This window comes from Aquirufa sp. ROCK2-A2, from assembly GCF_054558485.1.
The window spans coordinates 116,781-138,871 of the sequence record NZ_JBPXKA010000008.1 but is presented as its reverse complement, the minus strand read 5'-3'; the positions used below and the strand labels follow the sequence as shown (position 1 = coordinate 138,871).

At 35.7% G+C, this 22,091-nt stretch carries 26 protein-coding genes and 4 tRNA genes; 2 read left to right on the top strand and 28 right to left on the bottom strand.

Features of this window, described 5'->3' with window-relative positions; all coding sequences use genetic code 11:
* The first annotated feature begins 7 nt into the window (after positions 1-7).
* Complete coding sequence (proC, locus tag V7S76_RS10930) at positions 8-808, top strand: pyrroline-5-carboxylate reductase (protein WP_459510139.1); 801 nt, start codon at positions 8-10, stop codon at positions 806-808.
* A 138-nt stretch (positions 809-946) separates the two neighbouring features.
* Here the strand turns inward: proC and V7S76_RS10925 are convergent, their stop codons facing one another.
* From V7S76_RS10925 to V7S76_RS10835, 19 genes are all read right to left on the bottom strand, one after another.
* The gene (locus V7S76_RS10925; RefSeq protein ID WP_459510138.1) at positions 947-1,480 is read right to left on the bottom strand and encodes a DUF4199 family protein; all 534 of its coding nucleotides are present in this window, start codon (positions 1,478-1,480) and stop codon (positions 947-949) included.
* Positions 1,464-2,213 carry a hypothetical protein gene (locus V7S76_RS10920; RefSeq protein WP_459510137.1) on the bottom strand — a complete coding sequence of 250 codons (750 nt, stop codon included), beginning with the start codon at positions 2,211-2,213 and terminating at the stop codon, positions 1,464-1,466. The genes V7S76_RS10925 and V7S76_RS10920 overlap by 17 nt, the downstream gene beginning before the upstream one ends.
* A 665-nt stretch (positions 2,214-2,878) precedes the next feature.
* Positions 2,879-3,523: an ATP-binding cassette domain-containing protein gene (locus V7S76_RS10915; RefSeq protein WP_459510136.1), complete on the bottom strand. Its 645-nt coding sequence runs from the start codon at positions 3,521-3,523 to the stop codon at positions 2,879-2,881.
* 87 nt (positions 3,524-3,610) lie between these two features.
* Positions 3,611-5,506: a DNA mismatch repair endonuclease MutL gene (gene mutL / locus V7S76_RS10910; RefSeq protein WP_459510135.1), complete on the bottom strand. Its 1,896-nt coding sequence runs from the start codon at positions 5,504-5,506 to the stop codon at positions 3,611-3,613.
* Positions 5,507-5,580: 74 nt separating this feature from the next.
* Entirely contained in the window at positions 5,581-5,964 is a 384-nt protein-coding gene (rplL, locus tag V7S76_RS10905; protein WP_459510134.1) for a 50S ribosomal protein L7/L12, read from the bottom strand.
* A 71-nt stretch (positions 5,965-6,035) separates the two neighbouring features.
* Positions 6,036-6,569 (bottom strand): 50S ribosomal protein L10, encoded by a 534-nt coding sequence (gene rplJ / locus V7S76_RS10900; RefSeq protein ID WP_459510133.1) that lies wholly within the window; start codon positions 6,567-6,569, stop codon positions 6,036-6,038.
* Position 6,570: 1 nt separating this feature from the next.
* Positions 6,571-7,269, bottom strand: a complete 699-nt coding sequence (gene rplA, locus V7S76_RS10895; RefSeq protein ID WP_459510132.1) for a 50S ribosomal protein L1 — start codon at positions 7,267-7,269, stop codon at positions 6,571-6,573.
* A 40-nt stretch (positions 7,270-7,309) separates the two neighbouring features.
* Positions 7,310-7,747: a 50S ribosomal protein L11 gene (gene rplK / locus V7S76_RS10890; RefSeq protein WP_459510131.1), complete on the bottom strand. Its 438-nt coding sequence runs from the start codon at positions 7,745-7,747 to the stop codon at positions 7,310-7,312.
* 277 nt (positions 7,748-8,024) lie between these two features.
* Positions 8,025-8,621, bottom strand: a complete 597-nt coding sequence (gene nusG / locus V7S76_RS10885) for a transcription termination/antitermination protein NusG (protein WP_459510130.1) — start codon at positions 8,619-8,621, stop codon at positions 8,025-8,027.
* A 42-nt stretch (positions 8,622-8,663) separates the two neighbouring features.
* The gene (gene secE, locus V7S76_RS10880; RefSeq protein ID WP_459490600.1) at positions 8,664-8,855 is read right to left on the bottom strand and encodes a preprotein translocase subunit SecE; all 192 of its coding nucleotides are present in this window, start codon (positions 8,853-8,855) and stop codon (positions 8,664-8,666) included.
* Between the two features lie 38 nt (positions 8,856-8,893).
* Positions 8,894-8,964, bottom strand: a tRNA-Trp gene (locus tag V7S76_RS10875).
* Positions 8,965-9,026: 62 nt separating this feature from the next.
* Positions 9,027-9,776 carry an NIPSNAP family protein gene (locus tag V7S76_RS10870; protein WP_459510129.1) on the bottom strand — a complete coding sequence of 250 codons (750 nt, stop codon included), beginning with the start codon at positions 9,774-9,776 and terminating at the stop codon, positions 9,027-9,029.
* Positions 9,777-9,847: 71 nt separating this feature from the next.
* Positions 9,848-11,035, bottom strand: coding sequence for an elongation factor Tu (gene tuf / locus V7S76_RS10865; RefSeq protein ID WP_459510128.1), 1,188 nt, complete (start codon positions 11,033-11,035; stop codon positions 9,848-9,850).
* Positions 11,036-11,107: 72 nt separating this feature from the next.
* Positions 11,108-11,179 (bottom strand) — tRNA-Thr (locus V7S76_RS10860).
* An 84-nt stretch (positions 11,180-11,263) separates the two neighbouring features.
* A tRNA-Gly gene (locus tag V7S76_RS10855) sits at positions 11,264-11,336 on the bottom strand.
* 47 nt (positions 11,337-11,383) lie between these two features.
* Positions 11,384-11,466, bottom strand: a tRNA-Tyr gene (locus V7S76_RS10850).
* Between the two features lie 99 nt (positions 11,467-11,565).
* Entirely contained in the window at positions 11,566-12,804 is a 1,239-nt protein-coding gene (locus V7S76_RS10845; RefSeq protein WP_459510127.1) for an outer membrane beta-barrel protein, read from the bottom strand.
* Entirely contained in the window at positions 12,801-13,652 is an 852-nt protein-coding gene (locus tag V7S76_RS10840; protein WP_459510126.1) for a hypothetical protein, read from the bottom strand. The genes V7S76_RS10845 and V7S76_RS10840 overlap by 4 nt, the downstream gene beginning before the upstream one ends.
* A complete protein-coding gene (locus V7S76_RS10835) occupies positions 13,649-14,197 on the bottom strand; it encodes an RNA polymerase sigma factor (protein ID WP_459510125.1) in 549 nt (182 codons plus the stop codon). The genes V7S76_RS10840 and V7S76_RS10835 overlap by 4 nt, the downstream gene beginning before the upstream one ends.
* 111 nt (positions 14,198-14,308) lie before the next feature.
* Here V7S76_RS10835 and murI point away from each other — a divergent pair, with 111 nt between their 5' ends.
* Positions 14,309-15,118, top strand: a complete 810-nt coding sequence (gene murI / locus V7S76_RS10830) for a glutamate racemase (protein WP_459510124.1) — start codon at positions 14,309-14,311, stop codon at positions 15,116-15,118.
* On the opposite strand, the gene V7S76_RS10825 is transcribed toward murI, so the two are convergent.
* The 9 genes from V7S76_RS10825 to V7S76_RS10785 all read right to left on the bottom strand — a co-directional run bounded on the left by V7S76_RS10825 (position 15,115) and on the right by V7S76_RS10785 (position 22,081).
* Positions 15,115-15,408, bottom strand: coding sequence for a hypothetical protein (locus tag V7S76_RS10825; RefSeq protein WP_459510123.1), 294 nt, complete (start codon positions 15,406-15,408; stop codon positions 15,115-15,117). The two genes, murI and V7S76_RS10825, sit on opposite strands and share 4 nt — an antisense overlap.
* Positions 15,401-15,940, bottom strand: a complete 540-nt coding sequence (locus tag V7S76_RS10820) for a DUF420 domain-containing protein (RefSeq protein WP_459510122.1) — start codon at positions 15,938-15,940, stop codon at positions 15,401-15,403. Before V7S76_RS10820 ends, V7S76_RS10825 begins: the two co-directional genes overlap by 8 nt.
* Before the next feature lies 1 nt (position 15,941).
* The gene (locus V7S76_RS10815) at positions 15,942-16,658 is read right to left on the bottom strand and encodes an SCO family protein (protein WP_459510121.1); all 717 of its coding nucleotides are present in this window, start codon (positions 16,656-16,658) and stop codon (positions 15,942-15,944) included.
* An 18-nt stretch (positions 16,659-16,676) separates the two neighbouring features.
* Positions 16,677-16,994, bottom strand: coding sequence for a cytochrome C oxidase subunit IV family protein (locus V7S76_RS10810; RefSeq protein ID WP_459510120.1), 318 nt, complete (start codon positions 16,992-16,994; stop codon positions 16,677-16,679).
* A gap of 19 nt (positions 16,995-17,013) precedes the next feature.
* Positions 17,014-17,781 (bottom strand): cytochrome c oxidase subunit 3, encoded by a 768-nt coding sequence (locus V7S76_RS10805; RefSeq protein WP_459510119.1) that lies wholly within the window; start codon positions 17,779-17,781, stop codon positions 17,014-17,016.
* Between the two features lie 11 nt (positions 17,782-17,792).
* Positions 17,793-18,371, bottom strand: coding sequence for a cytochrome c oxidase subunit 3 (locus tag V7S76_RS10800; protein WP_459510118.1), 579 nt, complete (start codon positions 18,369-18,371; stop codon positions 17,793-17,795).
* A gap of 5 nt (positions 18,372-18,376) precedes the next feature.
* Positions 18,377-19,225, bottom strand: coding sequence for a heme o synthase (gene cyoE / locus V7S76_RS10795; protein WP_459510117.1), 849 nt, complete (start codon positions 19,223-19,225; stop codon positions 18,377-18,379).
* Positions 19,218-20,117: a COX15/CtaA family protein gene (locus tag V7S76_RS10790; protein WP_459510116.1), complete on the bottom strand. Its 900-nt coding sequence runs from the start codon at positions 20,115-20,117 to the stop codon at positions 19,218-19,220. Before V7S76_RS10790 ends, cyoE begins: the two co-directional genes overlap by 8 nt.
* A gap of 65 nt (positions 20,118-20,182) precedes the next feature.
* Complete coding sequence (locus V7S76_RS10785; protein WP_459510115.1) at positions 20,183-22,081, bottom strand: cytochrome c oxidase subunit I; 1,899 nt, start codon at positions 22,079-22,081, stop codon at positions 20,183-20,185.
* Positions 22,082-22,091 lie beyond the last annotated feature (10 nt).

Genomic DNA, 22,091 nt, shown 5'->3' with positions numbered 1-22,091 from the left:
TTTTAAGATGAAAATTGCAATCATAGGCTGCGGAAACATGGGAATGGCTTTTGCCAATTCATTCATTCAATACAATTTGGTTCAAAAAGAGGATCTTTTATTGATTGAAAAGAATAAAGAACGCGGTGATGTATTGCAAGAACAAAAATCAGGCATCGTTGTTGATACGATTTCAGATAAAATTTCGGATGTCGATTTAATTATTTTATCCGTCAAACCACAAGATTATTCCTCCGTTGCAGTGGAATTGAAAAATGTTATTCAACCTACCCAATTGGTTTTATCCATCATGGCAGGTATTCCGATCACCAATATTCAACAATCCTTGAATCATCCATTGATCATCCGTGCCATGCCAAACACCCCAGCTTTATTGGGCATGGGAATGACGGCTTTTGCATCTGCACCTGAAATTGGATTGTCAGATATTCGCAAAGTGGAGAATTTGATTAATTCTACAGGTCGCGCGGTTTATTTAGAAGAAGAAAGTTTATTGGATGCTGTCACGGGGTTAAGCGGAAGCGGCCCAGCCTATTTCTTTTATTTGATCAAAGCGATGATTGATGCAGGAGTTCAAATGGGATTTGATTCCGCAATGTCAGCTTTATTGGTGAAACAAACGATGTTGGGTTCTTACCATTTGATGCAAACCAGTGATAAATCTTTGGATGAATTGATTCAAAACGTAGCCTCCAAAGGAGGGACCACTGAAGCTGCCTTAAAAACCTTTTCCGAAAAAGCAATTGCCGAAGGTTTACAACAGGGCATTTTTGCGGCTAGAGATAGAGCGGTGGAGTTGGCAAAGTAGAAAATTAGTTATTAGTTATTAGTGTTTAGTTATAAGTGTTTAGGTATTAGTTTCTAACCTATTCCAGTTTTTAACCTTGATTCGAGGTAGAAAACCTATTGCCTTTTACCTAAAATACCTATTACCTCTTACATCATCCTACTCTCTTTCACTTTGAAAAAAACTAATGACACATGTTATAAATAGCATGGTTAATATGGAGATTAAGTAATTTTTTATGAGCGTTTTTGGAGTATATAGATCTTTATAACGATTATACTCATCTTCCTCATTTTCCGCTTTATTAGTGATGATTAGATTATTTTCCTTTTCATATTGTTCAGTTCTTTCTCTACTTTTTGCTATCTTTTTTTCGATGAGTTGATTTCCTAAATTTGGATCAATGTAAGTATGGATATACAGGTTAAATGAAAAGCTCAGCAATATCCAAAGTTGGAAAACTTTTGAATAAAAGATCAAGAGATTTTTGAAAGATCGTTGAAAGGCTGTTTTGGTAAAAACCCAATAAAAGAAAATGGGTAGAGAAATGATAACAAGTAGGTCCACGATTAATGAGATGATTGAAATATCGTCCACATAATAGTGTGTAATAGACATTAGGGTACTAACAATACCTAAAATTAGTCCGATTTGTATCCCTTGGTTCGGCAGGTTTTTAATTATTTTGTTCACGTTTAATCAATTGAAAGGTTATTAACATAAGCACTAATTGGACCAAAATAATTATGCCAAATTGAGAAGGTGGATGAGTTGTAAAAAAGGAGTCTTTATCATATAAACTTCCCAAATAACTAATAGTCAATCTTGACCAATTTAACGGGATCCAATAAAATGACTGAAAGGGGAATAATAGGATGTTAATGATATGAAAAGCATAAAGGATTAGTGGAGATTTAAAAACAACAAATAAAAATAGTAGAATGTTGTAATAGAATATAGTAACCAAACTTATTAGTAATATCCACTTGAATATAGTAAAATAGTCAAAAACAGCATAAAATTCGCCATCTGAAACAAAGTACTCTTTTATTGAAATGATGGTTCCCATTACAATGGCGAGTAAGAATAATAGGATTGTCAAGAATCCTAATTTGGCCAAATACACCTGGTGAAATCTTTGCGGTAATAGTCGAATTTTACCGAAGTAGTCATTTATTTTTTCAACTTGGAAATATTTTAAATAAAAGAAGGGGAGTATGATGGTAGTTAGTGTCCAAAATAGGTATAAATAGAGATGTATTTCGGTATATTTTATGGTTTGAATTGACATAATCGCAATCGGTTTTATTGTGATTTCCCCAATCAAGGTTATTACTATGCTAGCAATACCTAAAAATATAATACCTAATATTTGATTTTTTAAATTATTAAATTTTTTGAATTCAAATTTGATTAAATCTTTCATGTTATTTGTCCTTACATAGGTTTTTAGCATTTTCATACATGGCACTTCCTGGTAAAACGTAGTTATTGAAAGTCAAGTAGATAATAGCAATTATTTGAATGATTGTTTTTATTCTTGGGAAAAAACGAACCATTGTTAAAATATTCAATGAGTTTAATGCCGAAAAAATCACTATTTCTAGTAGGATGGAGTTGTTGACGCTGGTGCTAGAAAAGGGTATTTTTGTCCAATCTTCTTTTAAAATAAATTGATCAAACTGGTAGTTTAATAGATAGAGTAAAAAGGCGCCAAAGCAAAGTTGAAATATTAATAAGATGACAAAAGCAGTCGCAAAATTTAGCCTTTTGGATATTGGTAAAAAGACGACTCTTGGTAAATCTTTTTTATCTACATAAAACCAGTAAAAGTTGGTTAGTGTAATGAATAATATAAAGGTCGGTTTAAGATTTCTGATAAGACGGATGAAGCTATAAACTTCTATATAACAATTGGTATTTTCTCCGTAGTCATAATTAAATTGTCTGTGGAGTTTAAAATTGATAAAAATTAAGTAATTCGCTACAATACTTATAAGGAATATGACAAGTAAAATGAGATACCTGTTTTGACTTAAAACCGTATAATTTAGTACTGATAGGAAATTTTTCAGTTTTTCAGTATAACTTTCAATAGTTGGCATTCACCTGATTAATTAGAATTTCATTGGAAACCAAACTCTTAAAATGATCACCTTCATTCGTAGCAATCAAAAAAGACATCTGTTTTTTCTCCGATAAATATTGGATCGCATCCAGCATGATTCCCATACTAGTCGCATCTAAATTGGCTGTTGGTTCGTCTAAAAAGATAATTTCAGGTTCATGCATCAGGCACAAGGCAAAATCGATGAATTTTCTTCTACCGAGAGAAAGCTTTCCAGCTTTTACGTCTATGATGGATTCTATTTGAAGTAATTCAATAATCTCTTCAGAAAATGCCTGGGATTTGTTTTTGTACAGGAGTTGAAATAAAGAAATGTTTTCCATGAGTGTCATATTTGGATACGACAATCCGGTGGTAAAGCAAAACCCCAGCTTATTCATGATCGCATTTCGATTTCTTTCACAAAATTTCAGATCACCATAGGTTATTTCTCCCGAATGATAGGGTAATGCTTTTATTAAAGCCTTTAAAAAAGTGGTTTTCCCGGCACCATTTTGGCCCTTTATGAGATTGATTTTAGAGGATTCAGGAATAGATAATCCATCAATAATGACGGCAGGATTTCCTTTAGAATAACCAGCTGCTAGATGGCTAAGGTGAATATTCATATTAGTGATTAAATTTTATTAACCACAAAATATTAATTGATTTGATATAATCCAAATCCGGTGCCGATATTTCTTAGTTGAATTATGTTAAACGTTGGATTTGGTTATGATGTGGAACAATGCTTCCTCCCCTAATTTCCTGGAAACAGTCTCTCCGTTGGGAGAAAAATTGGGATTGGTACTAGAAAACAATTGTTCAACTAGGGAATTTAGCTCTTCTTGATTCAATCTTTTTTGTTGAAATTTAATAGCTGATCGATTTGCCATGGCTTGAGCTATTTTTTCAATGCGATGCTGTTGAAATTCAGTTGATTCATTTTTTACTTGTTCTAGAATTCCTTCAATCAAATTTTGGCCATCTTCTTCGCCTAAACCTGCAGGGACGCCTTTTACCCAATACGTATGTTCTTCATCTGATTCTAATTGAAAACCGAGATGACTAATATCTTCTTTTATTTCCTCTAAGAGGCTTTTGTCACTTGGAGAAATATGCAATATTTTTGGGAATAGCACTTGTTGGGAAGCACCATTTTTACGTTTTAAATTTTCAATAAATTGATCATAAAGGATTCTTTGGTAGGCTCTTTTTTGATCAATTAACAATAAACCTTCTGATAAGGTAACTGCTAAGTATTTATTCAAAATTTGAATAACTTGAAATGGACTAGATTTTTGACCATCAACATTCCACGTATTGGCTTTACTTTGGAGGGTAGGGAATTCACTTTCTTGATTATTTACTTGTGATGAAAATAATTGATCTTGTGACCCTTTACCTGACTGCCTTTCAAAATCATTGATATTGTCTTGTAAACCTTCGTATAATTTTTTCCAAGCATCATGAATTGAATGTTTGTTTGGCTGGCTATTGCCTGAATAAGAATTTGTTCTTGATCCGAATTCTTGAGATGGCCTTTCATCTCTTGGAACATTGAAATTCACGTTGGTATCAAAGTCGAGGGATGGAATGAGGTTATTTATACTGAGTGTTTTTCTAATCGCAGCTTGAACGATTGCATAGATAGCCCTTTCATCGTCAAATTTGATCTCTGTTTTGGTTGGGTGAACGTTTATGTCGATGTGACTCGGATCGATGCTTAGAAACAAAACGTAAAAGGGAAAGGATCCATCTGGAAGTAATCTTTCATAGGCACTCATGACTGCATGATTGAGGTAGGTGCTTTTGATGAAACGATCATTCACAAAAAAGAATTGTTCTCCTCTGGTTTTTTTGGCATGTTCGGGTTTGCCTACATATCCTTTGATGGATACATAAGAGGTATCTTCTTCGCAAGCCGCTAATTGTTCGCGGTAGGTTTTACCAAAAAGGTCGACAATGCGTTTACCGAGCTTTTCAGGATTAAGCGAATAGGTTTCTTGGTCATTTTGGACCAAGGAAAACTTAATTTCAGGATGTGCTAAAGCAATTCGTTGAAATTCGTCTAAAATATGACGCATTTCGACGGGATTTGACTTGAGGAAGTTTCTTCGGGCAGGTATATTATAGAATAGATTTTTGACTATGATGGATGTTCCTGTAGGGGCTGAAATATTTTCTTGTCCTTTAAAAACGGAAGCTTCTATTCGCAAGGAAGTTCCTAGTTCATCATGTTCTCTTTTTGTTTTCAGTTCAACTTGGGCTACAGAGGCGATAGATGCCATCGCTTCCCCACGGAAACCCATGGTTTTGATACTAAATAGGTCTTCTGCTTTTTTGATTTTAGAGGTGGCGTGTCGTTCAAAGCACATACGTGCATCGGTTTCTGACATGCCAGAACCATTATCAATGACCTGAATGGTGTTTTTTCCGGCGTCTTTGACAATGAGTTGGATATTAGTTGCCCCTGCATCAATGGAGTTTTCCATCAATTCTTTCACAACGGATGCCGGCCTTTGTACTACTTCACCAGCAGCAATTTGGTTGGCAATCGCATCAGGAAGGAGTTGAATCAAATCACGCATGGAAATTGGATAAGGGGACATTGTGAATTAAGTACCAAATAAAGCAAAAAAAAGGGAATGTTTCCATCCCCTTCTTTCGAAAATCGGTAAGTTGATTATTTTACTTCAACTTCAGCACCAGCTTCTTCTAAAGATTTTTTCAAACCTTCAGCTTCGTCTTTGCTTACACCTTCTTTGATAGCTTTTGGAGCAGCATCAACTACATCCTTAGCTTCTTTCAAACCTAAACCTGTTAAGTCTTTTACTAATTTAACTACAGCTAACTTGTTTGGACCAGCTGCTTTCAAGATAACATCAAAAGATGTTTTCTCAGCAGGTGCATCACCAGCGTCACCACCAGCAGCAGGACCTGCAACCATTACAGCACCAGCAGCAGCTGGCTCGATACCATACTCATCCTTAAGGATAGCAGCTAATTCATTTACTTCTTTTACAGTTAAGTTCACTAATTGTTCAGCGAACGCTTTTAAATCTGCCATTTTTTGAAAATTTAATTGTTAAGAATTAATTATTTGTTGAGGATTAAACCTCGTTTAAACTTGGGTAAAAATTATTCTGGGCGCTCAGATAATGTTTTAACAAGGCCAGCCAATTTGTGTTCACCACTCTTAAGAGCCGCAACAACATTTTTAGCAGGCGATTGTAACAATCCGATAACTTCTCCAATCATCTCGTTTTTCGACTTGATGTTTTCCAAAGCAACTAATTGATCTTCACCAATATATAAGCCACCTTCGATAGAAGCACCTTTGAATGTAATTTTGTTTTTTCCAGCTTCTTTTTTGAAATCTTTGATCAATTTAGCTGGAGATTTAGCATCTTCTGCTGAGAAAATGATACCAGACATTCCAGTCAAAACTTCCGCATTAAAAGAGGAATAATCGTTTCCTGTTTTCTCTAAAGCTTTAGCGATTAACGTATTTTTGAAAATACGGAATTCTAAACCTCTTGCGAAACACATTCTACGAAACTGAGTTGCCTCTGCTACAGATAAACCTGCTGTACTTGCGATGTAGAAGTACGGAGTTGCAGCGAACTTTTCGCCCAACTCATCAATAATTTGATTTTTTTCTTCTCTTGTCATATTACAAACCGCTTACAGTCGACTTATCAATGATAATGCCCGGAGACATTGTCGATGATATGTTGATAGATTTAACATAAGTACCTTTTGCTGAACTAGGCTTTAATTTCATCAATGTATTGATTACTTCTTGAGCATTTTCAACAATTTTCTTTGCATCAAAAGATACCTTACCAATAGAGGTATGGATAATACCAGTTTTATCAACTTTAAAATCGATTTTACCAGCTTTTACTTCTTTTACTGCTTTTCCTACTTCCAAAGTTACTGTACCAGACTTTGGATTAGGCATTAGTCCACGTGGACCTAACACACGTCCCAAGCGACCTAACTTAGCCATCACAGTTGGCATCGTAATGATTACGTCGATATCGGTCCAACCGCTCTCGATTTTTGCAATGTAATCATCTAATCCTACGTGATCAGCTCCGGCTGCTTTTGCTTCCTCTGCTTTATCGGGAGAACATAGTACGAGTACACGTACGTCTTTCCCGGTTCCATGAGGTAGGGCAACCACGCCACGAACCATTTGGTCTGCTTTGCGGGGGTCTACTCCTAAGCGAACATCGATGTCCACTGAAGAATCGAATTTAGTATAGGAAATTTCTTTCAGAATCTCCGCCGCTTTATCAAGCGAATACGCTTGCGTTGCATCGTATTTTGAAAGGGCTTCCTTTTTTTTCTTCGTAAGTTTTGCCATTACCTTTAAATTAAATTGTTAATTCCTGATTTTTTGTAAATCAGAACGGTTTTTCACCGGAAACAGTAATACCCATTGATCGGGCCGTTCCAGCAATCATACTCATTGCTGCTTCAATTGTAAAACAATTTAAGTCTGGCATCTTTGTCTCAGCGATTACTCGCACTTGATCCCAAGAAACTGAACCTATTTTTTTCAAATTAGGTTGAGCTGAACCAGATTTAACTTTCGCAGCTTCTAATAACAAGATTGGGGCTGGAGGAGTTTTTACAACGAATTCAAACGATTTATCCGCGAAATAAGTAATTAGGACTGGCAATACTACGCCAGGTTTATCTTGTGTTCTAGCATTAAACTGCTTACAGAACTCCATGATATTTAATCCTTTCGAACCTAAAGCAGGACCGATGGGCGGTGAAGGATTGGCTTGGCCACCTTTGCATTGAAGCTTAACGTAACCAGCTATTTCTTTTGCCATATTAAAACATCGTTTATTAAGTGAATTGGTGGAGTTTCTCTGCCAATAAGGGTGGAAGCTTCCTTATCTGATATTCTCCGGTTGACTTTCCAGCGTAACAAACCTTTCAGTCTATTCCATTTGCCCAACTTGGGCGAAATAGAATCCCGCTTTTAAACGGACTGCAAAATTAGGAGATAATATTTGAATATGCAAATATTATTTAGATCAATTATGTCAAATAAAAAATCCTATCATTTTCGGTGATAGGATTTTTAACTAATTGAATGTTCAATTTTTATTTTTCTACTTGAGAATAATTTAATTCTAAAGGAGTATTTCTTCCAAAAATCTTCACCATTACATGAAGTTTTTTACTGTTTTCATGAATCTCTTCAACAGTTCCTTCAAATGAAGCAAAAGGTCCATCGATTACGCGAACAATTTCGCCTTTCACAAAAGTTACAGATTCTAATTCTTCTACGGCAGCAGATTCATCTACTTTACCTAAGATTCGATTTACTTCGGTTTGACTTAAAGGCATTGGCTTCTTTACCATTACTTTTACCTTTTTCGTTTTACCACCTTCAATCTTCGTTTCTTCTTGCTCTTCATTTGTCGTTTGCAAGAATCCAATGACACCGGGAGTAGATGTTAATATGTGACTAACCTCACCCGCTAAATCCGCTTCTACCATGATATAGCCTGGGAATAAGTTTTTCTCACGAATAACTTTTTTCCCTTTACGGATTTCGTAAATTTTTTCGGTAGGAATTAATATTTGGGGAACAGAATCAGATACGCCTTGACGCGCTAATTCATTTTCCATATAAGTTTTTACTTTTTTCTCTTGTCCTGAAATTGCTCTCAAAACATACCATTTAGTCTCTGCCATGGGTATTGATCTTTTATGGATCGGGGCTTTTTTAGCCTATTATTAAAATGAACTATAAAATAAATCCAATCCTGATTTGAAGGCTAAGTCGATAAGTCCTACCAATAAGGCAAAAATTAAAGATGCCACCAATACTAATACTGAACTCGATTGTAGTTCAGAGAATTTAGGCCAAGTTACATTTTCAGTAACTTCTACCCACGATTCTTTAATTAATGATGTAAAATTGCTCATATTTTCACCGTTTCTGACGGTTTTTAAAATTTACTAAGCACGGGCACAAGGATTCGAACCCTGACCAAAGGTTTTGGAGACCTGCATACTACCATTATACTATGCCCGTATAAAGGATTGCAAATTTAGGTAAATTTTCAGAATTTGCAAACCTCTTGTCATTTTATCTTATTACCATTGGGAATAATTTGTCGGAACTAAAAATCTTCGAATGGTTTTTGAATGGCTGTTGCCGTATTTTGGATCATTTGAAATTCGTTTCCAATCGGCATCTACTGAAAATTTCGCCCAATTCGCATCTCTTTCTTCCATGTTGCTAAATCCAATCATATAGGTTAAGCTAGGGGCATATTCTCCAGCCAATACTTCCCCAAAAAATGTTCGATGCAGTCCCACATGGTCAAATATATTCAACTCTTCCTCGTTGAACATGGCAATTTTCCTTCTCAAGGCATCTTCATTATATGCCTCATAAGTTCTCCATTCATATATTCTTTCAGGATTATTTTTCGGAATAGATAAATTAGGACTTGCGGTAAAGCTTTTGGCAAGAGTAGTAGACATTTTATCGAACAAAGGTTTTTCAGGTCCCACGTTGTCAAAGTATGGTTTCGCATTTTCTTGGTACGTTTTATCATTTTCTAATGCTCGTTTATAGCCTTCATAAGAGGATAAATTAGGAAATGGAATGGCGACTACCACTATTATGGGCTCTGGTTTACCTAGATCTTTAAATACCCCAATCTTGGGAATTCCGTATTTGTTCAATGCAGGAATTAGGGCCTTTGATAGATAGTTTTCAAGTAAATTGACATTTCCTCGAAATTTCATTTCATAGGTTCTTAGCTCATAATATTCTTGAGCTTGGATTTGGATACTGTTTATGCCAATAATGAGTAGTATAATGGATAATATTTTCATAGGTTTTTGTTTAAGGTGTAAAAAAAAAGAGCGGTAAAAACCGCTCTTTTAAAATTTGTACTAGGTTAAACTTAGTCTAAGATTTCAGTTACTTGACCAGCACCTACAGTACGTCCACCTTCACGAATCGCGAAACGTAAACCTTTATCCATAGCTACAGGGTTCAATAAAGTAACATCAATTGTTAAGTTATCACCTGGCATACACATTTCTACTCCAGCTGGCAACATGATTTCTCCTGTTACGTCAGTTGTACGGAAATAAAATTGTGGACGATATTTGTTAAAGAATGGAGTATGACGTCCACCTTCTTCTTTAGACAAGATATAAACCTCAGCTTTGAATCTAGTGTGAGGCTTAACTGAACCTGGCTTACAGATTACCATACCACGACGGATATCAGTTTTCTCAATACCACGTAATAATAAACCTACGTTATCACCAGCTTCACCACGATCTAATATTTTACGGAACATCTCAACACCAGTAACTACTGATTTCAAGTTTTCTGCTCCCATACCTAAGATATCAACAGATTCACCAGAGTTGATGATACCAGTTTCGATACGACCAGTTGCTACTGTACCACGACCAGTGATCGAGAATACGTCTTCAACCGGCATCAAGAATGGTTTGTCAGTTGCACGAGCAGGAAGTGGAATCCAGTTATCAACTGCTTCCATCAACTCATCAATTTTACCAACCCATTTCGCATCACCGTTCAATCCACCTAATGCAGAACCTTGAATTACTGGAATGTTATCTCCATCGAAGTTGTAGAATGACAACAACTCACGAATTTCCATTTCTACTAATTCTAATAATTCTGGATCATCAACTAAATCGACTTTGTTCATGAATACTACTAATTGAGGAACACCTACTTGGCGAGCCAATAGGATATGCTCACGTGTTTGTGGCATTGGTCCGTCAGTAGCAGCAACTACGATGATAGCTCCATCCATTTGAGCAGCACCAGTAACCATGTTTTTCACGTAGTCAGCGTGACCTGGACAGTCAACGTGTGCATAGTGACGATTAACTGTTGAATACTCAACGTGAGCAGTGTTGATAGTGATACCACGCTCTTTCTCTTCTGGAGCTGAGTCAATTGATGAGAAATCTTTCTTCTCAGCAAGACCTTTTTCAGAAAGAACTTTTGTGATAGCAGCAGTCAATGTAGTTTTACCGTGGTCAACGTGGCCAATAGTACCAATGTTTACGTGGGGTTTACTTCGGTCAAAATTTTCTTTTGCCATGATTATTTAGTTCTTAATTATTTATAAAAAGTTTCAAAATGTACTTACTGATTTAATTCCGCTAGTATTAAGAGCCTTTGAGCAGGATTGAACTGCCGACCTCTTCCTTACCAAGGAAGTGCTCTACCACTGAGCTACAAAGGCTTTTACCTTTCGGCTACTAACAAATTTTAAGCTTTACTCAATAAAAATATTCTTGATGATAGAATCAACAAGAATATTTTTCTGAGCGGGAGACGGGGCTCGAACCCGCCACCTATAGCTTGGAAGGCTATCGCTCTACCAAATGAGCTACTCCCGCTTAAACCTTGTAGGTAGAAAAAATTAATTTTCCTTTATTTTGAATTGTGGGGACAGATGGATTCGAACCACCGTAGGCATTCACCAGCAGATTTACAGTCTGCCCCATTTGGCCGCTCTGGTATATCCCCTAATTCTTAGATCAACGTAACTTTTCGCTGAAATAGTTCGCAAAAGTAGCTCAATTTTTTATTTCTGCAAAGCCTTAGCCTAAATTTTTTAAATAAATTTTAGAATAGTTTGATTCCAAAACTAAATCCCGTCATTTTGGGTCCACGATTCACATCAAAAATCGGACTTAAATCATAGTTGAAGAAGATATCCGGGAAATTTTTGATTGCAAATTCTGCCTTTAAGCCGTATCTAAATTGATTTAGATTGAAATTGTTGGAATTTTTCACTAAGTTTTCATTTTTTTCTTCAATTGTTTTTGTCCAACTATCAATTCTATACGAGATGTATCCCCCAACTGCTATCATTTGAAAAGTAGATGATTTTGGAAATGAGAAATAAGGCATTATCGGGATCGTTAAATAACTAATACTTAATTTATTTTTGGTATATCGTAATTCTTGGTTATTTGCGTCGAAAACAGGTTGAAATGCTGTGTAATTGCTCCTATTTTGTACCACTCTATTGTGATCAAACATGAAATTATACCACTCAATTCCTAATCCATAACCCAATTTTAAAGCACTTTTCGAATATCTTTTTAGCGTTGCACTTCTTGCAATCTCAATATATACGTACCTCGAACTTAGTGGTTTAACATTGGCATCCGTTTCCATATACGTCGGCGGATAAATAGCAGTTTGTATTTCAGGCTGACTACCAGTTATACCATTTAATCCTAAATAAAAATTCAGTCCTTTGCGATTGTAAAGGTTTAATTGCTTTTCCTTGGGATGTATTTTCGTCGTATCCTGTCCCCAAATAACCTTTGTTTCTTCTCCATTTGCTTCTTTTACTTGGACGCCATTCCAATCTACATGCACTTCTTCTTTACCATCTTTGATGTGAATACCATTCCAACCTACCTTTACTTCTTCTTTTTCGTCTCCATTGATTACCAGCGACTTGCCCGTGTAATCACTTTTAACCTGAAAGGTTTTTTCATCCTTAGGATTGGGCATTTGAAATGTTTTTTGAGGTCCTGCGTAAGTAGCTCCCGATTTTATCACTCCAATTTTTACTTTGCTGTTTCCTATTTGTACCGACAAACTGCTATCCCCATCTGAGTCTGTACGAATAACTGAACGAATTTGTTGCCATAAACTATCTGATAAAACTAGCCCTTTCTTTTGAAAGACAATTTCCAATTCTTCTTTTAATGATTTAGTCTTATCATGGTTTTCTCCAATGATGGTCTGATTGCGTTTGTCAATTTTGAATAACAAACTATCTGGTTGATGATTTCCATAAAGACTTTGCGTCAATCCGATTAGGATGATAATTAATAATGATCTCATTGTATTTGAAATGTTTGTTTAATTTTTTCTTCTGTTCGATAATACGTATTAGCAACTTGGTGGATTCCCTCATCCAAACTATTGGCATTATTCCCTTCTACACTTTCACCCTTTAAAAGATTTCGTACCTGTCTAACAAGTTGGCCAAACGATTTCTTCTTTTTTAATGGTTGAATAGATGCATTTTGTACTAGTTCTTGTTCTTTGATTTGTTCCTTTTGTAATGGGTTTATATCGATTTTTACCCATACCTCATTACTAGTTTCCGGTTTTTCTACTTTTTCACCGGCTTTCTGCTCTGATGTGTTTTCAATTAGGGCTACTACATCCTGTTTAGTTTGTTTTTCAACCACATGCTGTTGTAGCGTTGTTTTCATTTTTCTATATCGAGATTTAAGATTTTGCCGTCCTTCAACTACAGTAATAGTTTGCCCTTCTAATCTTTCTTTTCCCACTTCTCTTTCCTCTTTTCTCTCTTCTCTCTTCTCTTTTCTCTCTTCTCTTTCCTCTTTTCTCTCTTCTCTATTCTCTTTTCTAACTTCTCTTCCTTCTTTTCTCGCTTCTAACTTCTCTACATTTTTTACATTTGCTATCACTTCCTTTTCTTTGAATGACCATCCAGAAGGTACAGCCCACCATATTCCCAATGCAAACACAAAAATGGCTGCCCATGGCCAATAAAGCCGGTTTTTTGTTTTATTCTGATTTGTAGTTTTCTGCCCATTCGCTGCTAATTTGGCGTTCAGTTGTTCCCAAACAGCTTGATTAGGTTCTTCTGCTCGTTGATGCAATTTTTCTTTCCAATCAGCATCAACGTCTTTCCAAGTTATTTTATTCGTTTCTTTCATGCTTGGATTTGATTTATTTTTGTTTGAAGGAGGGCTCTTGCTCTTGATAATTGAGATTTAGATGTTCCTTCTGATATTTCTAATAATTCTGCTATTTCTCTGTGAGAATATCCTTCAATGGCATAAAGGTTAAAAATGGTTCGATAACCAATGGGCATTTCATGGATGATTTCTTCGATGGCTTCTATTTGCAAATTCATTAAGGCATTCTCTGGCATGGAAAGGTCCCAGAATTCTTCAATGTCTATCGTTTTGAATAATTTATTTTTTCGAATTTTCATTAAAGCTTCGTTTGTGATGATTCGGCGAATCCAACCTTCAAAGCTGCCTTGGTCTTGATAAGTATCTATTTTCGTATATACTTTCATAAAACCTTCCATTAAAACATCTTCGGCATCTGGACCATTTCCTAAATATCGTTTGCACACAGAAAACATCTTTCCAGCGAATAACTGATAAAGCGCAAATTGTGCAGCCCTTTCTAGGTTTTTGCAACCTAAAATTAAATCTGCTTCGCTTGAATAGTTATGTAAATTTTGTGCCAATGATTTATTTTCTTATACAGATTTAGTAGATGTAAATAATTGTTAATTGGTTGCTTGCATTTGAAAAGAAATTCAAATTTACGTTCTTTACAAAGATTATAGGAATAATTTATGTCGAATTCAGCCCCAATTGGGATTTTTGATAGTGGAATAGGAGGTTTAACGCATGCACATGCAATGACCGACCTAATGCCCAATGAGAATATTATTTATTTTGGGGATACAGCACATCTGCCTTATGGCGACAAATCGGCTACTGCTATTCAATCTTATGCGGTTAAAATTTGTCATTTATTGCTAGAAAAAAAGTGCAAATTAATTTTGATTGCTTGTAATTCTGCTTCAGCGGCAGCATTTGATTTAGTAAAGGCTTATGTTGGGTCAAAAGCAGAGGTGGTTAATGTCATTGATCCTGTCATAGAATATTTAGGGGCCCATTGGGAAAATAAAACCATTGGTCTGATTGGCACCAAACAAACCATTAATAGTGGTATTTACGAAAAAAAAGCTAATTCACTCCAACAAAATATTCATATTCAATCGCTCGCAACCCCTTTGTTAGCCCCGATGATTGAGGAAGGTTTTTTTAATAATCAGATTTCTGAACAAATTATCAGCGAATATTTGAATCAAAAAGTTCTAAATGGAATTAATGGGTTGATTCTAGGTTGCACGCATTACCCTTTAATCAAGGAGCAAATTGAAGCCTATTATCAGGGAAGTATACCAATCATTGATACATCCATTATTGTGGCGGATTACATTCAGCGTTTATTGAATGTGAAAGGAATGTTGAACAACTCCGATTTGATAGGGGACCGACAATTTTTTGTTTCTGATTATACAGAGTCCTTTGAAAAAGCCACTCAAATATTTTATGGAGAAGAGATAAAATTGACGCAATACCCTATTTGGGATTAAGATTTACTTCCAAAAATAGCAGCGACTCTTGATTTTATTTTCAAACGAAAAACCTTTTCTTGTTGTTCTTTTTTACTTTGAACAAACCAGAAATAAGCAATCGCACCAACTAATAAATAGGGAGCACTCAATAAGTACAAAATACCTGTATTTAGCCCTGTAGCGATATTACTTCGACCATTGGAGATGGAACTTTCAATGGTTGTTCTGCACATCGCGCATTGAGCCAAAGCATCAATCTGAAAGCCTAAGATTAAAATAAAAACTAAAAGGGCTATTTTCTTATACATAATAAGGTGATATGAGTAAATAAACAATGACACCCGTTACCGAAACATAAAGCCAAATAGGGAAGGCCCATTTAACTGCTTTTTTATGAGCTTCAATGTCATTCGTTAGGGCATAATAAATAGATTTAAGCACTAGTCGAACCACTCCAATCGATAAAACGATATGGGAGATTAGTAGAAAATAATAGATAGAACGAATGATTCCTTCACCGCCAAATTTAGTAGAAGGATTGGAAATGTGATAAAGGATATATAATAGTAAAAAGAATCCACCTTGAATAAAGGCTAGTCCCATCCATCTTCTATGTGAGGCGATATTTTTATTTTTGATGGCAATAAATGCAATAATTAAACTGATAGAAGTAGTTGTATTTAATAATCCAATAATATGTGGGATAATTTTGGTCCACGATCCTAGCGGTATTTGAATTTGTAAACCAATTAACACCGCAACAGCAACAGGAATTGTAATGGATAAAACATTAACTATTTGATCGTTTTTGTTCGATTTTTCTACCGTAAAAGAACCCATATTATTTTTCGCTTTGATATATTTTCTGCAATACTTTTATTTCCATCATTAATCGATCGACTTCTTTTCTGTCTGTTCCATCGTAAAAGCCGCGAATGACACCTTCTTTATCAACCAATACTAAACGTTCAGAATGGATAAATGTTTCGTCTGGATTCTTAATCGCTTGGTCATATTCTGATGCATCAGCCAGTGGAACGTGAAAACCTTTCAAAATTAAAGGATAAATGTATTTTTTTTCGCCGGTTAAGAAGTGCCAATTTTTTTTGGTCGAATCAAATTTAGCTGAATAGTTTTTTAAGATATCAGGTTGGTCGAATTTAGGGTCCACAGAAATGGAGATAAATTCTACGTCATCACTTTTCAAAAATGCATCGGATGCTCTATTGACCTGGGAATTTAATTTTGGACAAATGGTAGTACATCTCGTAAAAAAGAAATTGGCAACGTAAATTTTGTTTTTAAGGTTTGAAGAGGAAAAGTCTTCTCCTTTCTCATTGATGAGTTGAAATTCTGGAATAGTTTGAAAGACTGTATCCAATTTCGGCTCATTCCATCTTGGATTTGGTCTTTCTCGCATAAGAATTTCACCGGTAGTGGAGTCTAATGCTGGGATAAATCTTGGAAGAATAAAATGGTTTTCACCAAAAGTATTTAGGCCTAAATAAATAAAAACAGGCACTATTAGTACGAGTAATAAAATGCCTGCTTTTTTCATTCGATAAGTTTGTAAGGATTAATATAAGTGTCCGCCTTCGTAGATCAATGCTACCAATAACCAAACAACGAATATAACTGGAATTAAAACCATCCAAATTAAGGTTTTAACTTCATGTTTTAAGTGCATAAATTCTCCGACGATGTAAAATGCTTTAACAATAGTCATTCCACAGAAAATAGCAACACGAAGTGTGTTGGCCGGCATAGTGAAAGCAATAACAAATTCGATTGCTGTCAGAATTAATAAAATCCAAAATGTTCTCCAAATAGCGCCTGTTTGAGGAGCTGGAATTTCTTTTTCAGAGCTATCGTGTGATGTAACGTGCGATGCCATAATATAATTCAATTAAATATTAAACAAGATAAAAGAAGGTAAATACGAATACCCAAACTAAATCGACAAAGTGCCAGTATAAACCCACTTTCTCTACCATTTCATAATGACCTCTTCTCTCATAAACGCCCGTTGCAGCGTTGAAGAAAATTAAGACATTTAAAATAACTCCTGAGAATACGTGTGTTCCATGGAATCCTGTAATGAAGAAAAACAAGTCGGCAAATGCTGGAGGGCCATATGGGTTTCTTACCAAATTAGCTCCTTCAATGGGTTGCATGACTCCGTCTACCAATTGTTTGGCAGCTATAGATAAATCTTCAGGACCGTGGATAAAGTGCGTCCATTCCCATGCTTGAGAACCCAAGAACGTGAAACCTCCAATGATTGTCCAAAGCATCCATTTTTCAACATCTTTTCTGTCTCCACGATGTCCAGCTTCTACCGCTAACACCATAGTTACTGAAGAGGCAATCAAAATGAATGTCATGATACCAACAAAAACCAATGGCAGTGACATACCGTGCAAGAATGGAACTGCTTCAAATACTTTTTCAGGGATTGGCCAGTGGCCAGTTGAGAAGTAAAATGTTTGTGGTGTTCCTTCCCAAGCGGGTTGACTAAAACGGATCATACCGTAAGTAATCAATAATGCCGAGAAAGTAAAAGTATCAGATAAGAGGAAAAACCACATCATTAGTTTTCCATAACTCGCTTTTAGTGGTTCAGAACCACCAGTCCAAGTTAGATTTTCTGGTACAGCAGGGGCAGCGTGTGCAACTGACATGAGGTTAAAGCTTAATTGTTAAACACTAAAAATAAAAATAAATAAATCCACAAAGCATCTAAAAAATGCCAATAGGTACTGCAAATTTTAATTTGGGTCAAGGCTTTTGCATTGATTTTTAATTTAAAAGCTGCAACTAATGCAACTAATAAAACAATTAATCCGGAGATTAAATGTAGGCCATGTAGACCTGATAAAACATATACAAAAGAACCTGATGGATTACCTACAAAATATACGTTCATTTCTACTAATTGAATCCAACCGTAATATTGTAGAATTAAAAAAAGTAATCCGAGCACAAAAGTAATAGAAATACTCGTTCTTAACGCATTAAATTGGTCTTTTTTTGCTGCAGATAATGCAAATTGCATAGAAATACTGCTAAGTGCCAAAATTCCAGTGCTTATCCAAAATAGATTGGGCAGTTTAAACTCGACCCAGTTCCCTTCCGCTTTTCTAACTAAATAGGCACTCGTGAAAGCTGCAAAGAGCATAATGATGGATACAATAAATAACCACATGGTAAAAATTTTCGGATTTACCGACCGAGTAGGAGCTGGCTCCATTGGATTAAGTGCTTTGTTCATGATGATTAAATTTTATCAAATAAGTAGGCAATTTGTACTATTGGTAAATATAAAAAAGATCCGAACATCATCCATTTAGCGGATTTATCGGTGGGTTTCATCATTAAATAAAATGTTTGAGACAAAAATAAGGCACTTGCCGTTACCGCAATGATTCCCGAATTAATGCCTGTCATTTGTAACATATAAGGTACGAAAGCCAATGGCACTAAAAATACCGTATAAATCATAATGGTGAAGGCAGTTTTTAAATTTTTCTTACCGTCATTGGGCAACATTTTAAATCCGGCCTTTTTATAATCTTCATCTGCTACCCATGCGATTGCCCAGAAATGGGGGAATTGCCAAAAAAATTGGATGGCAAATAGAATACCGGGTTCCCAGCCAAAACTATTGGTAGCAGCTAACCAGCCAATCATTGGAGGAAATGCACCAGGAAATGCTCCTACAAAAACGGAAATCGGTCCAACACGTTTTAGAGGCGTGTAGACAAATCCGTATAAAATATAAGATAGAGCTCCAATAGCCGCTGTTTTCCAATTGAAATAGGATAACATACCAATAGCTAATAACGCAATAATGGCGCCAAATATTTGGGCCTGACGAGGTTCTAAGCTGTTGGTTGGTAATGGACGTTTAGCGGTTCTTTTCATCAATTTGTCAAATTCAATTTCTTTTAATTGATTGACAATATTGGCAGCTCCCGTTAATAAAAAACCAGCAATGGATATGATGACAATATTTGATATGGATACCTCTTTTTGACCCAATAAATATCCAAACGTGCCGGAAAAGGCTACTGTCATGGAAAGACGAGTCTTTAAGAGGGCAATATAGGGTTGGATATTAATCATTTTGAAAGGTAATAAGAGCTTTTATATGCAATCCTAATAACAATAAAGAAAGAGTTAAATGAACGGGTTGACTTCCAATGGGTAATGCAAAGTAAGCCATGATTATTCCACTGGTAACCGAAATAAATAGAAATAGTAGTATTCTATTTCTATATGTAACAACTTCTTTTAGGTTTATGTTTAGTTTTTTATAAAGATATAATGTGCTCACGATGAGAATCCACGTAAAGCTTCGATGAATGATGTAAATGATGGATAGGTTTTCTATCCACAATTCTCTATGATTTTCGCCAAATTGCTTAATTACATGGTCCGTATTTTCTCTTACTTGGGTTCCTAATATGATTTGAACGGCAATAAATACCAAATTCAGCAAGATTAAATTTCGAGCGTTTTTTGTGATTGATATTTTATCTTCTTCATGCATAATTGCCTTTAGCAAGAAGTAAATTACGGCGATGGTAAGTATCATATGCGCAGTTACTACACCAGGTAACAAGAAAGAATCTACAACAAATTTTCCTAAAATGGCATTGGCTAGCACAAATAATAAGGCAAATAGGGAATAGATAAATGTTTTTCGGCTTTCCTTTAGAGCGAGTATAGTGGTAAATAATACCACTAATCCTGTCAATGCACCTAATAAGCGGTTGATGTATTCTATCCAGGTTTTCGTTGGATTAAAAAGTACTTCTCCGTGCAATTTTTCTTTATAGATTTCTTGGTAATTAAAGGGAAGTTGAGACTCTTCCGTTGGAGGAACAAATCTTCCAAAACATTTCGGCCAATCGGGACAACCCATACCTGAACCGGTGCTTCTTACGATACCACCAGCTAAGATTAGTAAATAGACGAATGTCAGCGATAGAAAGCCGAATGTTCTAAATTTCATTTTGGCAGAAAAAAAGGATGCATCCAAATGAAACCATTTCGATGCATCCTTTAGGTTACTTTATCTTAACGATTATAGCTTTCGTTTTGAGCAGCTAATAAATCTTCGATTGCTTTTTCTTTTGCAATTTCATCATTTTCCTCTGGTAAATTCGATTCTGGTGTTGCAGAGAAAGGAATGTGTTGAGGAATAAAATCAGTTGCAGAACCTGGTTTGCTATAGTCATATGGCCAACGATAAACTGCTGGTATTTCACCTGGCCAGTTACCGTGTCCGGGTTCAATTGGAGTAGTCCATTCTAGTGTATTAGAGTTCCAAGGATTCTCAGTTGCTTTTTTACCTTTAAACATCGAGTAAAAGAAGTTGATAAAGAAAATGGCTTGAGCACTAAATGTAATGATTGCTGCGATAGAAATAAATGCATTTAAGTCTGTAAAAGCAGCTGCAGAATCATTTCCTAAGGCTGTGAATGAGTAATATCTTCTTGGGAAACCAGCAATACCAGTGTAGTGCATCGGGAAGAATACTGCATAAACTCCTACAAATGTAAACCAGAAGTGAATGTATCCTGCTGTTTTATTCATCATTCGACCAAACATTTTAGGATACCAGTGGTAAACCCCAGCCATCAAACCAAAGAATGATGCTGCACCCATTACTAAGTGGAAGTGAGCTACTACGAAGTATGTATCATGTAAGTTAATATCCAATGCTGAATTACCTAAAATAATACCTGTTACACCACCTGAAATAAACAAGGAAACTAATCCAATAGAGAATAACATGGCGGGCGTGAAGATGATGTTACCTTTCCATAATGTTGTAATATAGTTAAATGCCTTAACTGCTGATGGTACTGCAATGATTAGAGTTAAGAACATAAATACAGATCCTAAGAAAGGATTCATACCTGTTACGAACATATGGTGTGCCCATACGATGAAGGCTAATACGGTAATACCCATCATTGATCCAATCATCGCACGGTAACCGAAAATTGGTTTTCTCGAATTAGTAGCAATGATTTCCGACGTCATACCTAATGCAGGAAGTAATACGATATAAACCTCTGGGTGACCTAAGAACCAGAATAAGTGTTGGTATAAAATTGGACTACCACCCATATTTGGTAATGCTTGACCTTGGATGTAGATTTCAGAAAGGTAGAACGATGTTCCAAAGCTTCTATCAAAAATCAACAATAATGCTGCTGATAATAATACTGGGAAGGATAATAAACCCAATACTGCCGTAAAGAAAAATGCCCAAATCGTTAATGGCATTTTAGTGAAAGTCATACCTCTTGTACGTAAATTGATTACCGTACATATGTAATTGATACCACCCATTAAAGAGGATACAATAAAGAAGGCCATACTCGTTAACCATAGCGTCATACCCAATCCTGATCCAGGCATTGCTTGTGGTAATGCACTTAATGGAGGATAAATTACCCAACCTCCTGAAGCAGGTCCTGTTTCTAAGAATAGAGAGCAGAACATGATCATCGAGGACAAGAAGAAGAACCAATAGGATAACATATTGATAAATCCTGATGCCATATCTCTTGCTCCAATTTGCAAAGGAATTAAGAAATTGGAAAAAGTTCCAGATAATCCAGCTGTCAATACAAAGAATACCATGATGGTACCATGCATGGTCACTAGGGCCAAATAAAACTCTTTATCTAGCTTTCCGCCTTCATCAATCCACGTTCCTAAAATTGGTTTTAACCAATCAAGGTTCATATCTGGAAATCCTAATTGTAAACGGAAAATGATTGAAAATGAACCACCAATGAAAGCCCATAGGATACCAGAGATTAAGTATTGTCTAGCAATAACTTTATGATCTTCTGAAAAGATGTATTTTCTGATAAATCCTAATTCATGATGCTCGTGCTCATGGTCATGATCGTGAGCATGTGCGTGAACTTCTTCGGCGTGTGTAGTTGCAGTTGACATAAGTATATAG

Bases quoted from the DNA above. Each gene is read 5' to 3' on its own strand.
- V7S76_RS10805 (WP_459510119.1), bottom strand. From the start codon at position 17,781: ATGTCAGTTGCACACGCTGCCCCTGCTGTACCAGAAAATCTAACTTGG.
- nusG (WP_459510130.1), bottom strand. From the start codon at position 8,621: ATGGCAGAGACTAAATGGTATGTTTTGAGAGCAATTTCAGGACAAGAG.
- rplJ (WP_459510133.1), bottom strand. From the start codon at position 6,569: ATGACAAGAGAAGAAAAAAATCAAATTATTGATGAGTTGGGCGAAAAG.
- V7S76_RS10785 (WP_459510115.1), bottom strand. From the start codon at position 22,081: ATGTCAACTGCAACTACACACGCCGAAGAAGTTCACGCACATGCTCAC.
- rplL (WP_459510134.1), bottom strand. From the start codon at position 5,964: ATGGCAGATTTAAAAGCGTTCGCTGAACAATTAGTGAACTTAACTGTA.
- mutL (WP_459510135.1), bottom strand. From the start codon at position 5,506: ATGTCCCCTTATCCAATTTCCATGCGTGATTTGATTCAACTCCTTCCT.
- cyoE (WP_459510117.1), bottom strand. From the start codon at position 19,225: ATGATTAATATCCAACCCTATATTGCCCTCTTAAAGACTCGTCTTTCC.
- V7S76_RS10800 (WP_459510118.1), bottom strand. From the start codon at position 18,371: ATGAACAAAGCACTTAATCCAATGGAGCCAGCTCCTACTCGGTCGGTA.
- proC (WP_459510139.1), top strand. From the start codon at position 8: ATGAAAATTGCAATCATAGGCTGCGGAAACATGGGAATGGCTTTTGCC.
- murI (WP_459510124.1), top strand. From the start codon at position 14,309: ATGTCGAATTCAGCCCCAATTGGGATTTTTGATAGTGGAATAGGAGGT.
- rplA (WP_459510132.1), bottom strand. From the start codon at position 7,269: ATGGCAAAACTTACGAAGAAAAAAAAGGAAGCCCTTTCAAAATACGAT.
- secE (WP_459490600.1), bottom strand. From the start codon at position 8,855: ATGAGCAATTTTACATCATTAATTAAAGAATCGTGGGTAGAAGTTACT.
- V7S76_RS10845 (WP_459510127.1), bottom strand. From the start codon at position 12,804: ATGAGATCATTATTAATTATCATCCTAATCGGATTGACGCAAAGTCTT.
- rplK (WP_459510131.1), bottom strand. From the start codon at position 7,747: ATGGCAAAAGAAATAGCTGGTTACGTTAAGCTTCAATGCAAAGGTGGC.
- V7S76_RS10840 (WP_459510126.1), bottom strand. From the start codon at position 13,652: ATGAAAGAAACGAATAAAATAACTTGGAAAGACGTTGATGCTGATTGG.
- V7S76_RS10815 (WP_459510121.1), bottom strand. From the start codon at position 16,658: ATGAAAAAAGCAGGCATTTTATTACTCGTACTAATAGTGCCTGTTTTT.
- V7S76_RS10915 (WP_459510136.1), bottom strand. From the start codon at position 3,523: ATGAATATTCACCTTAGCCATCTAGCAGCTGGTTATTCTAAAGGAAAT.
- V7S76_RS10790 (WP_459510116.1), bottom strand. From the start codon at position 20,117: ATGAAATTTAGAACATTCGGCTTTCTATCGCTGACATTCGTCTATTTA.
- tuf (WP_459510128.1), bottom strand. From the start codon at position 11,035: ATGGCAAAAGAAAATTTTGACCGAAGTAAACCCCACGTAAACATTGGT.
- V7S76_RS10810 (WP_459510120.1), bottom strand. From the start codon at position 16,994: ATGGCATCGCACGTTACATCACACGATAGCTCTGAAAAAGAAATTCCA.
- V7S76_RS10825 (WP_459510123.1), bottom strand. From the start codon at position 15,408: ATGTATAAGAAAATAGCCCTTTTAGTTTTTATTTTAATCTTAGGCTTT.
- V7S76_RS10920 (WP_459510137.1), bottom strand. From the start codon at position 2,213: ATGAAAGATTTAATCAAATTTGAATTCAAAAAATTTAATAATTTAAAA.
- V7S76_RS10820 (WP_459510122.1), bottom strand. From the start codon at position 15,940: ATGGGTTCTTTTACGGTAGAAAAATCGAACAAAAACGATCAAATAGTT.
- V7S76_RS10870 (WP_459510129.1), bottom strand. From the start codon at position 9,776: ATGAAAATATTATCCATTATACTACTCATTATTGGCATAAACAGTATC.